Here is a 12804-nt window from a genome sequence, read left to right as displayed (position 1 = left end):
AGGGACCCCACGTCCCACTCTCCCCAGGCCAGCCCTACCCGATCACACCCATTCCGGCAGGCCACCTTCAGACACTTCTTACCGAGATCACCTCATTGAAGAACCAGGTTGTTCCAATAAGCACGCCCATGATCGGTCGCGAGTTGACGTCGCTGTGGACCGCCAACTGGACCGCATCGTTCACTCTCACCCGGCTGACTCAGGATCGGCCCACCCACCATCGACGCGTCCGCCAGGACCAGCACCTCTCCCGCGACTGGTTCCGCAAAACCATCTGGTACCCCGCACTCCGCCAAGCCGCACGCACCCACCCAGTCCGCATCCAAGACCTCCGCCACACCAACGCCTCCTGGATGCTCGCCGGCGGCGCCGACCTCGAAACCATCCGCGAACGCCTCGGCCACCACAGCCTCCGCGCCACCGAGCGCTACCTCAACCCTCGGGAATTGCATCAGATGGGCGAGAAATTGCAGGTCACCTGCTGAGAGCGGCTCGGCAATGTGGCCGGCGGGCAGGCTCGACACGCTGTCTGACCTGCACGACTTGATCGATGATCCGTTAGATGCATGATCCTGGCCTCAAACGGTCACACTTCTTGGGGCTGGAGGTCAGGGGGGCGAGGAGATCTGGCGGGTGCGGCGCACCTGCAGCTCGTCGCTGGGGTGGTGCAGCTGCGGCCCGAGGACGCCATGGTCGAGGCGATGCTGCGGGGCTGGCGGGCAGAACACTAGGTCATAGCTACTCAATAATCGCGTCTCCGTCGTACACCCGCGCGCGGACGGGACCTACCACCGTGAGGCCACCTCGCACAATGCTGGAACAGAAGAACCGGGAGTGGCGGCAGACGGTCGAAGAATTCGTCGGTTCTGCCGAGCAGTTCGCTCGTGAGCACGGAAAGCCCGTCTCGACCGCCGTCCGGTACTCGCCGATCAACCTTCGCCGGCCGCACCCGCCCCGCCGCACCCGGATCGCGATTGCGGGACTTGGCCGACTTCGTGGTCCCCGAAGTCACGGCTGACCAATTTCACCCCGTCCGGCGCGGAACCTCGACGTGCGGCCCGTGCTCCAGCAGAGTCACCACCACGTCACCGTGACCGATCTGCCGCTGGTGTTGTCGCCCCGCAAGGCCGACGCGATCATCGAGCCGTCTCCGTCTTGGTCAACGCACTCGGCATTCACCTCGAGCCCGGTGTACGGGGCTTCCCGCGGGTGGACGGCGCCACGACGTCTTGCCCCTGGAAGCACCGTCGCCCTAGACTTAAGTCATAGAACTGCATCATTGATTCAAACGAGAAGAGGTGCCTGTGTTCACGACCCTCCAGTTGCACGTCGACGGCCCCGTTGCCGAAGTGGTGCTCGACAGGACACCGGTCAACGCCGTGTCGCTGAAGATGTACGAAGAACTCACCACTGTGTTCCGCGACCTATCCCAGCGGACCGACGTGCACGCGGTGATCCTGCGCTCGGCGAACCCCAAGATGTTCTGCGCGGGTGCGGACATCCGGGAGACCGTGGATGCGATCAGTCCCGCCGAGTCGGTGTTCGAGTTGCGGCAGCGCTGGGCGAGGACCTGTTATGAGGCCATTCTGGACTGTGCGGTGCCGACCATCGCGGTCGTCAACGGGCATGCCCTGGGCGCGGGTGCCGTTCTGGCCGGCTGCTGCGACATCCGCTTCGCCGCCGCCGACCTGTCGATCGGCCTGCCCGAGATCAACGCAGGACGCTGCGGCGGAGCGCGCCACCTGGCCCGGCTCATCCCCCAGGGTCGGCTCCGGATGCTCTACTTCACCGGCGAGCCGATGGACGCGGAGGAGGCGCTGCGCCTGGATCTGGTGCAGTACGTCGGCAAGGACGGCGACGAACTGGAGCAGGCACGCGCACTCGCCGCGAAGATCGCGCGCAAGAGCCCGCTGGGACTGCGACTGGCCAAGCGGGCGCTCAACGAATCCGAGGCGATGGGGGTGCGCGCGGGTTACGCGCACGAGCAGAAGTACACCATCCGGCTCGCCCAGTCCCCGGACGCCCAGGAAGCGGCGGCAGCCACGCTCGAGAAGCGGGAGCCGCGGTGGTCCTGGCCGGCCGACGGCACCGCGGCGACCACCACCGAGGCCGCACCGCTGGTCCCCTGAGGACGAGGAGCGGGCCCGGTCGGGCGACCGGGCCCGATTACCTCACGGGAGCGAGAAGGCGTTGCAGGACTTCGTCGGCGACCTCGCCCACCATCGCGCCCGAACCGCCGTCGATCTCGCGCAGCCCGGTCGGGCTGGTGATGTTGACCTCGATGAGGCGGTCCCTGATGAGGTCGATCCCGGCGAAGGCGATGCCCCGCGCAAGCAGTTCCGGCGCCAGGACGCCACAGATCTGCCGGTCGATGTCCGAGACCGGCACAGCGGCGGCCGAGGCGCCCACTGCCATGTTGCACCGGAAGTCCGGTGCCTTCGCGGTGCGACGCAGCGCGGCGACCGGCTCGCCGTCGACGACGAGGACTCGCCGGTCGCTGTCGGTGCCGTCACTGACGAAGCGCTGCACCACGACGTGCCGGTGGCCCCGCGCGGTGCCGATCTCGATCAGCGACGCGAGGTTGGGATGAGCCCGTTCCAGCAGCACCACACCACGCCCGCCCATCGCATCGGTGGGTTTGAGGACCGCACGCCCCCACCGTTCGACGGCGTCGGTGATCTCCTCGACACAGGCGCTCACCACGGTCTCGGGGGTGAGATCGGGAAAGTGCAGGGCGAAGAGCTTCTCGTTGGTGTTGCGCAGTGCCTCGGGACGGTTGCAGATCTTGGTACCGCGCCGCTGCGCCAGGTCGAGGAGGTAGGTCGCGCGCAGGTAGTCCTCGTCGACCGGTGGGTCGGTGCGCACGAGCACCAGATCGACGTCATCCAGGTCGACGGTCCACGAGGGACCGCCCACGACCCTGCCCTCACCCGCCGAGAGGTCAGGCGCACAGGCCCGAGCGTGCACGCGCCCGTCCCGCACCGATAGATCGCACGTCTGCGCCGCGAGGACCTCGTGCCGCCGCGCCACCGCGGCGGCCATCAACGCGATGGACGAGTCGTGCGAGGGGTCGAGCCGCTCCAGCGGGTCGACGAGGAACAGCAGTCTCATGTGGATGGTCCGTCACTAAGCAGGCACACCGGATTGTCGACCAGGATTCGCTGCCGAACCGCCGGATCGTCCACCCAGTCGCAGAAGGTGTCGGCGAGATCGGCGACGTCCGGCGCGGACTCCCCCATCCGCACGAACGGCCAGTCCGATCCCCACAGCAGCTGCCCCGGCCCGGCCTCGACGAGAGCATCGTGGAACGGGCGCGCATCGGAGTAGCTCCGCGATGGATCTCCCACCCGACACAGCGTGAGTTTCACCCACGCGGCTCCGTCCGCGACACGGTCGAGCAGCGCGCCAAAGCTCGGATCGCCCGCACCGGCGGCCACGTCGGGTTGCGCCATGTGGTCCAGGACGATCGGTACTCCGGTGCCGGCGAACTCGTCGACGATCCGAACACAATCGTCGAGACCCGCCCACACCTGCGCGTGGATGCCGAGGGCTCGCATGGCCGGCGCGAGTTCCCAGAACGCCTCGGTCCCGATGGCTCCGGGGAAACGCTCTCCGGTGGCGGGGGAGATCCGATCGTTGAACCGCAACGCGCGGACACCCGCCTCGCGCAAGCGCTCGAGCTCGCCGGTCGGGCAGTCTGCGGTGGCGGTGGCCACGCCGACGGCGCGTCCGGCGGTCTGCGCGACCGCGTTTTCCAGTGCCGCGGGGTCGCTGCCGTAGGGCGCGGGCTGCACCAGCATTCCGCGTGCGGTCCCCGTCCGGTCGAGCATGTCGAGGTAGCTCGCCGGCGGCGCGTCCGGGATCGGATAGGTGGACGGACCGGTGGGGAACTGCTCCAGAGGGCCGAAGACGTGGGAGTGGCAGTCCCACGCGCCGGGCGGAAAATCGCGGGCCGGACGGGCGGGCATCCGGGGAGCCGTGGTGGTCTGCGCGGGCACCGGTCAGCCGGCCATCTGGGGACGCGTGGTGAGTTCGGCCGCGGGCAGCTCCACGAGCTGTCCGTCCGCCGGGGACAACGAGGGGCGGCGGCCGTCGGGCAGCGGGATCCGGTGCACGTTCAGCGTCATGGCCACCAGCGTGTAGTAGCCCACCACCGACGAGAGCTCCACGACCCCGACCTCGCCCCAGCGCTGCCAGACCCGCCGGTAGACCTCCTCATCGACGTCACCGGTCTGTTGGAGCATCCGGGCGAACTCGTAGACGTCGTAGGAGTCCTGGTCCTGGAACACCGGCGGCTCACCGGTTCGCAGCGCGTCGACGACCTCCGACGTCAACCCCGCTCGCAAGGCGGCGTCGGCGTGGATCGACCATTCGAGCTGCGCTGTCCAGCGGCGTGCCACCACGAGGATCGCGAGCTCGTTGAGTCGGTCGGGCAGGCTGGTGCCGTACCGCAGGATCTCGCCGAAGCGCTGCCAGCGGTCTGCGAGATCGGGCCGGTGCAGCGCCACGCGCAGCGGCCCGATCAGCCGCGCGCGGGGCCCGTCCACGATCTCGCGGTAGACGCTCTCCTGCTCCGGGGTCATCGCCTCGGGGTCGAACAGTGGGATGCGGGGCACGAAAGGACTCTCCTGTTTCTCGGTCGTTCGGTTCTCAATGCAAAACGGGTTCTCAGGCGGGTTCGTCCGCGGAGAGTTCCGCGGTGATCTCCGCGTCGTGCTGGCCGAGCAGCGGCGGAGCGGTGCCGAACTCGAGCGCTGCGTTGCGGAAGCGCAGCGGGCTGACCACCTGCGGCGCGGAACTCAGGCTCGGGTGGGGAACCTGCCGGACCATCCCGCGATGGCGCACCTGCTCGTCGGCCAGTGCCATCGGCACGGTGTTGATCGGGCCGCAGGGCACGGACCGGGATTCGAGCTCGTGCAGCCAGTGCGCGAGGTCCCCGTTCGCCAGCGTGTCGCGGATGCGCTCCGTGAGAGCCACGACGTTGCGCACGCGGGCCTCGTTGGTGGCGTAGTCGGGATCGGTCGCGAGTCCGGGCATCCCGAGGGCCTCGCAGAAGCGGGCGAACTGGCCGTCGTTGCCGACCGCGACGACGAGATGCCCATCGCGGCAGGGGTAGACGTCCTGCGGCTGGATGTTGGGGTGACGGTTGCCGCGGCGGACCGGGACGTCGCCGGAGATCAGGTGGTTCATCGCCTGGTTGGCGAGCACGCCCACCTGCACGTCCAGCATGGCGAGGTCGATGTGGTCGCCCTCCCCCGTCCGGTCGCGATGGGCGAGCGCGGCCAGGACCCCGGTCGCGGCGTACATACCGGTGAACAGGTCCACCACCGGGACGCCGACCTTCTGCGGGCCTCCTCCGGGCTGGTCGTCGGGTTCGCCGGTGACGCTCATGAGCCCGCCCATGGCCTGGATCATGAAGTCGTAGGCGGCCTGGTCGCGGCGTGGCCCGGTCTGGCCGAACCCGGTGATGGAGCAGTAGATGAGGTCGGGTTTGACCGCGCGCAGGTCCGCATATCCCAGCCCGTACCGTTCGAGGGTGCCGGCCTTGAAGTTCTCCAGCACGATGTCGCTTGTCGCGGCGAGACGGCGCACCAGGTCCCGGCCCTCGTCCGTGGCGATGTCGGCGGTGACCGAGCGCTTGCCCCGGTTGGCGGAGAGGAAATAGCCGGACTCGGTGCCCAGGAACGGCGGTCCCCAGGTGCGGGTGTCATCGCCGGTGCCGGGCCGTTCCACCTTGATCACGTCCGCGCCGAGGTCGGCCAGCACCTGGCCGGCCCACGGGCCGGCCATGATGCGGCTCAGGTCGAGCACCCGCACGTGGGCCAGCGGCCCCGTCACGACGCGTTCCCGGTGACCGCGGTGGAGTCGTCGACGATCTCGGTCGCCCGCATCGAGGGCCGGGCGGAGACCTCGGCGTGCCAGGCGGCGAGGTTGTGCCGCCCGGCACGCCAGTCCAGGACCTGCCAACGGAAGTCCAGGTGTGCCAGGGCGATCGCGATCGACGCCCGGCCGATGTCGAACCGCTCGCCGAGTTCGCCGGCGATGGACTCGAGGTGGTCGAGCGTGGTGGTGACCTTCAGGCCGAAGGCGTCCAGGTAGGGGTCGGTCGCGTCGTGGGAGAGGCCGCGTTCGCGGTGCCAGTTGCGCCACACCAGCAGCAGGTCGAGCAGGCCGTCGCCGAGGGCCTGCAGGGTGCTCGTCCGGAAGTAGGCGTCCTCGTCCTGAGGGTAGAGCGCGATGTCCCCGGCCCGCCGGGCGAGGAACTCGCAGATCACCACTGAGTCGAACAGGGTTCGTCCGTCGTCGAGCAGCAGGGTGGGGATCTTGTTCAGCGGATTGGCGCGCAGCACCTGCGGGTTGGGTTCGGACATCTGCACCGGAGTGCGCACGGTCTCCACGTCGCCCACCTGGCCGGTCTCGTGCAACACGACCATGACCTTGCGGACGAACGGTGACTTCGGGGACCAGAACAGTCGCACCAGCAAGCTCCTAAGCTAATAACACAGCTTTATGTCTTTTAAGGTATGCGAGAACCTTCACCAACGGCAACTCGCGAGGTCAGGCGGTAACCGAGATGTCCAGCCGGACGACGTCACCGCGGTACATGCCGTCGCCGACGAACACGACGACCCCGTCGGCGTCGACGGCCGTGCGCAGCACCCGGGCGATCGGCGAGTTCAACGGAACGTCGAGGTCACTGCTGAGCTCGACGTCGGCCGTCACGATCGTGAGGGTCTGGTGCACCGTGGCCAGGTTCAGGCCCGGCAAATCCTTGAGGGTGCGCAGCGTGGTGTTCGCGGCCAGCTCCTCCTCGGTGATGCGCGCGGCCCATCGCTCCTCGATGTAGGCGTCACCGAGGTAGTACGGGCGCCCGTCCCGCGAGTGGCGGCGACGCCAGTGCCGGTAGGCCGACGCCAGGGTCCCGACGGCGTGCTCGACGTGGGGCGGGTGGGCATCAACCTCGCCGGAGAGGATTTCGACCTCGACTCCCGGCGAGGACAGCAGCAGGCCGTTCCAGTCGGTGGGCACCTCGCACCACAGGTCCTGCTGGGGACGTCGCGTGACGAAGGTGCCCTTGGCGCGGAACCGTTCGATCAGCCCAGCTTCTTCGAGCATGCCGAGCGCTTGGCGCACCGTGGCGGGCGCGACTCCCCATTCCTCGGCCAGCTCCACGACGGTGGGAATGCGCTCTCCCACGACCCAGTGGCCCGACTCGATGCGACGGCGGAAGATCGTGGCCAGCTGGTTGTACCGGGATACGCCCGCGCTGTTGCCGTGGGGGTTGAGCGCCATGTCGAGCATTGTTGCAGCACTTCGCGGTGCAGCGTTGGTCCGCAGGTCCAGGCGCGTCATCGGCGCCCCGGGCGGACGAGCGCGAACATCAGGAGCACACCGAGGCCGAGCACCGCCCCGTAGAGCAGCTGGTTGTAGACCTGCGTGCCGGTCGTGCTGCTGAGCCATCCGGTGACGGCGGGGGTGATGAGGTTGCCGATGCCGGCGAAGGCGGTGATGGTGGCGATGCCACCCGCCGCCGCGGTTCCCGCGAGCAGGGCGGCCGGCATGCTCCAGAACGGCCCCATGGCGCCCATCGTGCCCACTGCGATCAGGGTGAGCACCGCTAGCGCGAGCCAGGTGTGCCGCGCGACCAGCGGCAGCAGGAGCCAGCCCGCCGCGCCGGCGAGGGCGAAGAGCCCGGCGTGGAAGCGCCGTTCCTGGGTGCGGTCGGAGTGGCGGGCGTTGAGGTATTGCACGACGACCGCCGCCACGAACGGAATGGCGCTGACGAGGCCGATCTGCCCGACGGTGAGGTCCCCGGTGCTCTTGAGGATCGTGGGCAGCCAGAGGAACAGGCCGCTCGTGCTGGTCATGATGCCGAAGCCGAGCGCGGCCAGTCCCCAGAACCGGCCGCTGCGCAGCGCCGCGGCGTAGGAGTGCGGAACCTTATCGCCGGTAGGCCGATCACGCGCCACGTCCTCAGCCACCAGACGGCGATCCTCGGGGCTCAACCAGCGCGCCGAGTCCGGGCGGTCGCTGAGCACAAAGAACACCACAACACCCAGCACGCAGGCGGGCAGGCCCTCCACCAGGAAAAGCCACTGCCAGCCTTCCATCCCCCACAGCCCGTCGAAGCCGTGCATGATGCCGCCGGACAGCGGGCCGCCGACGATCCCGGAGATGGGCATGGCGGACAGGAAGATCGCCATGACGCTGGCCCGTCGCGCGGACGGGATCCAGTACGACAGGTAGAGCAACACCCCGGGGAAGAAGCCCGCCTCGAACACCCCGAGGAGGAACCGCAGCACGTAGAAGTGCGTCGGCGCCACCATGAACGCGGCGGCCGCGGACACCAGACCCCAGGGGATCATGATCCGCAGGAACGTCTTGCGGGCCCCGATCTTGTGCAGCATGAGGTTGCTGGGCACCTCGAACGCAACGTAGCCCAGGTAGAACAGGGACGCGCCGAGCCCGAAGACGGCGTCGGAGAACCCGAGCTGCTCGGCGAACTCCAGCTTGGCGAACCCGATGTTCGATCGGTCGACGAAGGCGACCACGTAGGACACCACGAGCAGCGGCAGGATCCGCCACTTGATCGTCCGGTAGATCGCATCGCGCCGTTGATCCCCGGCCACCTGAGCCAGGGGCGCTGATGTGTCCATAGCCACCGGACACCTCCTCATCGTTGAGTTGCACGACGGCGCCGACTCGCGCCGTCCAGCGCTGGCGAGGAAAGCTAAACCGCCTACCTTCTAAAAGTCAATGACCTAGTTTTTTGCTTATTCATGCTTACGGGATTTACAGTCCAGACCGTGCCGATCACCTACACGCAACTGAAGGACGTCACCGCGCGGATGTACCTGCGCTCACTGCGCGCCGTGCCCGCTGACGCGAAGAAAGCACTGGCCGGGGCGCGAGCGCGGGAAACGAACCCGGTCGCGCGCAACACCCTCGACCTCATGGTGGCCAACGCACGGGCGGCCGAGGAACGGCAGCACTTCCTCTGCAGCGACTCGGGTGTGCCCACCTACATCGTCCGCATCGGAACGCGGGTGAACTTCGACGGCGACGTGAAACGGGCCATCCGCGACGGATTCGCCGAGGTGGTGTCCACATCGGACCCACCGCTGCTCAAGCACGTCACCCATCCCTTGACCAACGAGCGCAGCCACGCGGGCAAGGACATGCCGCTGGTGACCTTCGACCTGATCGACCGCGCCGACCACGTGGAGATCATCTGCTCGCCCAAGGCGCTGGGCTCCGGCCGGTGGGCCGCGCTGGAAATCTTCACCTTCCCCTCGCTCGCCGAAATCGAGGAGTACATACTGCAGGTCGTGCTCACGGCGGGTTCCCAGGCCTGCCCGCCTGTCGTGGTCGGGGTCGGCATCGGCGGCACGTTCGACTACGCCGCGAAGCTGGCCAAGGAGTCGGTCGTGCGCCCGATGGGACAGCACCACCCCGACCCGGTCGTCGCCGCCATGGGGGAACGGCTGCTGGAGGCGGTCAACAAGACCGGCTTCGGGCCGATGGGCACCGGCGGCGCCACCACCGCGATGGCGGTCCACGTCGACTACGCCGCCGGGCACGGTTTCACCCCCGTCGCCGTGTGCTTCAACTGCTGGATCGACCGTCGCACGCGGGTGCGGATCGACAACGACGGCACCGTCACCGAACTGGAGTGAGACCGATGGTCCAGACACGAGAGATCGAACTGCCCGCCGGCGAGGACGTGGTGCGCGACCTGCGCGCCGGCGACCTGGTGCACCTCACCGGCGAGATCGTCATCTCCGCCGGCCTGCCCACCTACCGACGCCTGCTCGCCGAGATGCGCCAGGGAATCGAGCCACCCCTGGACCTTCGCGGCCGGGCGCTGTTCCACGTCGGCAGCCTCGGCGAGGAGATCAACGGCGAATACCACCTCCTCTACCTCAACCCCACGACGAGCACGCGGTTCGATCCTGAGATGCCGGACCTCATCCGCGGGCTCGGCATCCGCTTCGCCGGCGGCAAGGGCGGGCTCGGGGAGGAATCGGTGCGGGCGATGCAGAAGACCGGGTGCGTGTACCTGGGCTTCCTCGGCGGTGGCTGCACGCTGCTGTCGGACGCGATCCGGCGAGTCACCGGGGTGCACTGGACCGAGATGGTGGAGCACTACCGCCTGGTCCAGGTCGAGGTGGACCGGCTCGGGCCGCTGACCGTGGGGATCGACGCGCACAGCCGCAGCATCTACCGCGAACTGCGTGACGACGCCCAGGCACGGCTACCGGAGATCCTGGCGGAACTGTCCAGCCGGCGCGGCGACTGAGGTCCCGGCGATCACCGCGTCCCGGTCGCCCAGCTGCCCACGCCGCGCGGGATTTCCGCGCGGCGCAGTTGCGTCATCGCGCGTCTGCTGCTTTCGGGGTGACGGATAGGTCGGTTGCTTCGTCCAGGGCTCGCGGACACCCAGAACGCGGCCCGCCAACCCCAGGACAGGAAATGCTCGGGAGAGAGGAACGAGGACAGTCCGAGCAGGACGATGGTCGCGACGAGGTTGCCCAGCGGGAGTCCCGCCTGCGGGAAGCTGGACCAGAAGGCGCGGCTGCGATCCGGGCTGTGCTCGCCCACCAGCAGCACCGCGCCGCCCCACTCACCGCCGAGCGCGAAGCCCTGTACGAACCGCAAAGCCACCAGGATCGCCGGGGCCCAGTAACCGATCGCCGCGCTTCATTAAGGAGGCCCGGATCGCGCCCCCAGCATTCACGCCGTAGTACGCCCGCAGCTCCCCTCCCGGAGCTGCACTTCTCTGAGCAGGATCGGGAGCAAGCGGGCAGCAGTGCTTTGCGATAAACGGCTGCGGCCCGGTCGAGGCGGCCTGCGCCAAGGCCCTGGAGGTTGACGTGGTGTCGGTATCCAAGATCACCTCGATGCTGGAGAAGGCCATCGAGACCACCCCGACGCTCAGCCCGCGCCAGGCCGCCGGAGGCCCGACCCGGTTCGCCCGTGACCCGTCGGAGTTCTCCAACCGGCGGCTGATCGTGCTGCGCAGCGGCCAGGCCCCCGATCTCCCCGGCGTCGCCGGGGGCTGTGAACGGGGCGCCCTCCAAACCCGCCGCCTTTACCTTGGCCGCCAGCTGGTGGGCACACCCCCGCGCGGCCGCAAGGACCTCTCCCTCGGGCAGCCCTTCCCGCGAGGCTTGATGCCATGTGAGGGCGACCTGGTCCACCACCAAATCAAACGCCACCCGCTCCGGTGGCTTCACACCCACAAACACCGGAGCGAACAGCGGACTCACCAACCGCGCAGCGGTGTACTGCAACCTCGCCACCTCGAGCTGCGGCCAGCCTTCCACCTCGGCGAACCTCTCCCAGTCCACCGGCAACAACCCTCCTCAAGGTCGAGCTGAGTCCGTTCGCAGAGCTTCTGCGTAGATGGCCAGTTCGTCGGACATGCTGGCCGGTTCGTGGAAGCCGTCGGTAGCGCAGATAGCGGACCAATTCTCACAAATGGAATCAACGTCCGGTGCGCGGCCGAGTGCCCGGCCACGCGACTCCCCGACAAAGATCCGTGCGAAGCGCCCGCCACCTGCCGAGAACGCCTGTCCGGTCGACGGGCAGGCACTGCTGCTGAGCCAGACCACTAGTGGCGACACGTCCTCAGGGTTCATGCGCGCGAAGAGGTCCCCAAGGACGCCGGATGCGCTGGTGCGGCCACCCGAGGTGTCGTTGCTCATCGGAGTCGATGCCAGAGGCGCCACGGCGTTCGCTCGGATGCCCAGGGCGGCTCCTTCCACCGCCAGCATCCGGGTCAGACCAAGCACCCCGGCCTTGGAAGCGCCGTAGTTGGCGTGCCCGTTGTTCCCGAACACGCCCGAGGCGGAGGTGGTCAGCACGATTCGTCCGTCCCCGTGGTCCGCCAAATGTCTCCACGCCGGGCGGATTACGGTGAACGCACCGGTCAGGTTGACGTCGACGACCGCATGCCAGGCCTCCTCGGTGATTTCGGGCACTGGTGCGTCAAGCAGAATCCCTGCGTTGATGACGACGGTGTCGAGCCCACCGAACGAGCTGATCGCGTGCTTGACAAGTGCCTCCCCGTCGGACCATGAGGTGACAGAGCCGGTGAACGCTGTCGCCGTGCCGCCTTCCGCGCGAACCTCGGCAGCAACCGTCTCCGCGCGTGGAGTGCCGTCAGTGCCGATAACCCGGTCGCTGACAACGACCTTTGCCCCGGCACGGCCCAGAGCAAAGGCATGGCTTCGTCCCAGGCCACTACCGGCTCCCGTCACCACGACGGTCCGCCCTTCGACCCATCCCGACATTTCTGCTCCCCTGTTCGCAGCGTTCATCCGGCGGCGACCGTGCCCGTCTCGGGCTCCACGGCTCCACCTGTGGTGGACGTCGGGTCGTCCGAGGCCGCGCGGTTCTCCGTCAGAACCAAGATGCTGGCTCCGGTCAGTACTGCCGCGACCACCACGAGCAAAGCGACGGGTACGTAGGAACCGAACTCGGAGTAGAGGGCGGTCGCGGTGATCGGGGTAAAGCCGCCACCGATCATCGAGCCCAGCTGATAGCCCAGGGACACACCGGAATAGCGAACCTGAAGCGGGAACAGCTCGTGCATGAAGCTAGGGAGCGGCCCCTGCATCGCGGCGATCAGGACCTGTGCGACGACGATCCCCAGCGCGACGAGCAGCATGTTCTTCGTGTTGATGAGCAGAAATCCTGGGAAGACCCATTGGTAGTCAGGGGCGCGGTGTCCCGAAGGACCCGGTTCCCCATCCCCCTTTCAATCCGTACGTGCGGTTTTCCCGCATACGGCTTACCGAT

The 12804-nt window shown here is 68.3% G+C and carries 15 protein-coding genes and 1 pseudogene; 5 read left to right on the top strand and 11 right to left on the bottom strand.

The window, feature by feature from the left end:
• The coding region (locus tag ACWDKQ_RS32855) for a tyrosine-type recombinase/integrase (RefSeq protein WP_450142658.1) at positions 1–485 on the top strand (485 nt) is incomplete at its 5' end.
• Positions 486–608: 123 nt separating this feature from the next.
• Here the strand turns inward: ACWDKQ_RS32855 and ACWDKQ_RS32850 are convergent.
• A complete protein-coding gene (locus ACWDKQ_RS32850) occupies positions 609–746 on the bottom strand; it encodes a hypothetical protein (protein ID WP_450142657.1) in 138 nt (45 codons plus the stop codon).
• Between the two features lie 552 nt (positions 747–1298).
• Here ACWDKQ_RS32850 and ACWDKQ_RS32845 point away from each other — a divergent pair.
• Positions 1299–2129, top strand: a complete 831-nt coding sequence (locus ACWDKQ_RS32845; RefSeq protein WP_450142656.1) for an enoyl-CoA hydratase-related protein — start codon at positions 1299–1301, stop codon at positions 2127–2129.
• Between the two features lie 37 nt (positions 2130–2166).
• Here the strand turns inward: ACWDKQ_RS32845 and gshB are convergent, their stop codons facing one another.
• From gshB to ACWDKQ_RS32810, 7 genes are all read right to left on the bottom strand, one after another.
• On the bottom strand, positions 2167–3111 hold the full coding sequence (gshB, locus tag ACWDKQ_RS32840) for a glutathione synthase (RefSeq protein ID WP_450142655.1): 945 nt from the start codon (positions 3109–3111) through the stop codon (positions 2167–2169).
• A complete protein-coding gene (locus ACWDKQ_RS32835; protein WP_450142654.1) occupies positions 3108–3998 on the bottom strand; it encodes an amidohydrolase family protein in 891 nt (296 codons plus the stop codon). Before ACWDKQ_RS32835 ends, gshB begins: the two co-directional genes overlap by 4 nt.
• Positions 3999–4001: 3 nt before the next feature.
• Complete coding sequence (locus ACWDKQ_RS32830) at positions 4002–4616, bottom strand: carboxymuconolactone decarboxylase family protein (protein WP_450142653.1); 615 nt, start codon at positions 4614–4616, stop codon at positions 4002–4004.
• 52 nt (positions 4617–4668) lie between these two features.
• Positions 4669–5838, bottom strand: coding sequence for a CaiB/BaiF CoA transferase family protein (locus ACWDKQ_RS32825; RefSeq protein ID WP_450142652.1), 1170 nt, complete (start codon positions 5836–5838; stop codon positions 4669–4671).
• Positions 5835–6479: a glutathione S-transferase gene (locus tag ACWDKQ_RS32820; protein WP_450142651.1), complete on the bottom strand. Its 645-nt coding sequence runs from the start codon at positions 6477–6479 to the stop codon at positions 5835–5837. The genes ACWDKQ_RS32825 and ACWDKQ_RS32820 overlap by 4 nt, the downstream gene beginning before the upstream one ends.
• A 79-nt stretch (positions 6480–6558) precedes the next feature.
• The gene (locus ACWDKQ_RS32815; protein WP_450142650.1) at positions 6559–7293 is read right to left on the bottom strand and encodes a GntR family transcriptional regulator; all 735 of its coding nucleotides are present in this window, start codon (positions 7291–7293) and stop codon (positions 6559–6561) included.
• A 56-nt stretch (positions 7294–7349) separates the two neighbouring features.
• Positions 7350–8657, bottom strand: a complete 1308-nt coding sequence (locus ACWDKQ_RS32810) for an MFS transporter (RefSeq protein WP_450142649.1) — start codon at positions 8655–8657, stop codon at positions 7350–7352.
• Positions 8658–8780: 123 nt separating this feature from the next.
• Between ACWDKQ_RS32810 and ACWDKQ_RS32805 the strand changes: the two genes are divergently transcribed.
• Together ACWDKQ_RS32805 and ACWDKQ_RS32800 are read left to right on the top strand one after the other, a co-directional pair.
• The gene (locus ACWDKQ_RS32805; RefSeq protein ID WP_450142648.1) at positions 8781–9677 is read left to right on the top strand and encodes a fumarate hydratase; all 897 of its coding nucleotides are present in this window, start codon (positions 8781–8783) and stop codon (positions 9675–9677) included.
• 5 nt (positions 9678–9682) lie between these two features.
• A complete protein-coding gene (locus tag ACWDKQ_RS32800) occupies positions 9683–10300 on the top strand; it encodes a fumarate hydratase C-terminal domain-containing protein (RefSeq protein WP_450142647.1) in 618 nt (205 codons plus the stop codon).
• A 134-nt stretch (positions 10301–10434) separates the two neighbouring features.
• Here ACWDKQ_RS32800 and ACWDKQ_RS32795 read toward each other — a convergent pair.
• Positions 10435–10698 (bottom strand): annotated as a pseudogene (locus tag ACWDKQ_RS32795) (MFS transporter); the annotation flags it as partial.
• A gap of 179 nt (positions 10699–10877) precedes the next feature.
• On the opposite strand from ACWDKQ_RS32795, the gene ACWDKQ_RS32790 reads away from it, so the two are divergent.
• Positions 10878–11381, top strand: a complete 504-nt coding sequence (locus tag ACWDKQ_RS32790; protein WP_450142646.1) for a hypothetical protein — start codon at positions 10878–10880, stop codon at positions 11379–11381.
• Here ACWDKQ_RS32790 and ACWDKQ_RS32785 read toward each other — a convergent pair.
• Together ACWDKQ_RS32785 and ACWDKQ_RS32780 are read right to left on the bottom strand one after the other, a co-directional pair.
• Positions 11367–12296, bottom strand: a complete 930-nt coding sequence (locus ACWDKQ_RS32785; RefSeq protein ID WP_450142645.1) for an SDR family NAD(P)-dependent oxidoreductase — start codon at positions 12294–12296, stop codon at positions 11367–11369. The genes ACWDKQ_RS32790 and ACWDKQ_RS32785 overlap by 15 nt on opposite strands.
• A gap of 23 nt (positions 12297–12319) precedes the next feature.
• A complete protein-coding gene (locus tag ACWDKQ_RS32780; protein WP_450142644.1) occupies positions 12320–12673 on the bottom strand; it encodes a hypothetical protein in 354 nt (117 codons plus the stop codon).
• Positions 12674–12804: the final 131 nt, after the last annotated feature.

The organism is Saccharopolyspora sp. NPDC000995, assembly GCF_053599315.1.
This window is presented reverse-complemented; position numbering and strand designations above follow the sequence as displayed.

What these genes read in the sequence shown, in the direction of transcription:
- ACWDKQ_RS32810 (WP_450142649.1), bottom strand. Translation starts at nt 8,657, where the DNA reads ATGGACACATCAGCGCCCCTGGCTCAGGTGGCCGGGGATCAACGGCGC.
- gshB (WP_450142655.1), bottom strand. Translation starts at nt 3,111, where the DNA reads ATGAGACTGCTGTTCCTCGTCGACCCGCTGGAGCGGCTCGACCCCTCG.
- ACWDKQ_RS32785 (WP_450142645.1), bottom strand. Translation starts at nt 12,296, where the DNA reads ATGTCGGGATGGGTCGAAGGGCGGACCGTCGTGGTGACGGGAGCCGGT.
- ACWDKQ_RS32815 (WP_450142650.1), bottom strand. Translation starts at nt 7,293, where the DNA reads ATGGCGCTCAACCCCCACGGCAACAGCGCGGGCGTATCCCGGTACAAC.
- ACWDKQ_RS32800 (WP_450142647.1), top strand. Translation starts at nt 9,683, where the DNA reads ATGGTCCAGACACGAGAGATCGAACTGCCCGCCGGCGAGGACGTGGTG.
- ACWDKQ_RS32805 (WP_450142648.1), top strand. Translation starts at nt 8,781, where the DNA reads ATGCTTACGGGATTTACAGTCCAGACCGTGCCGATCACCTACACGCAA.
- ACWDKQ_RS32780 (WP_450142644.1), bottom strand. Translation starts at nt 12,673, where the DNA reads ATGCTGCTCGTCGCGCTGGGGATCGTCGTCGCACAGGTCCTGATCGCC.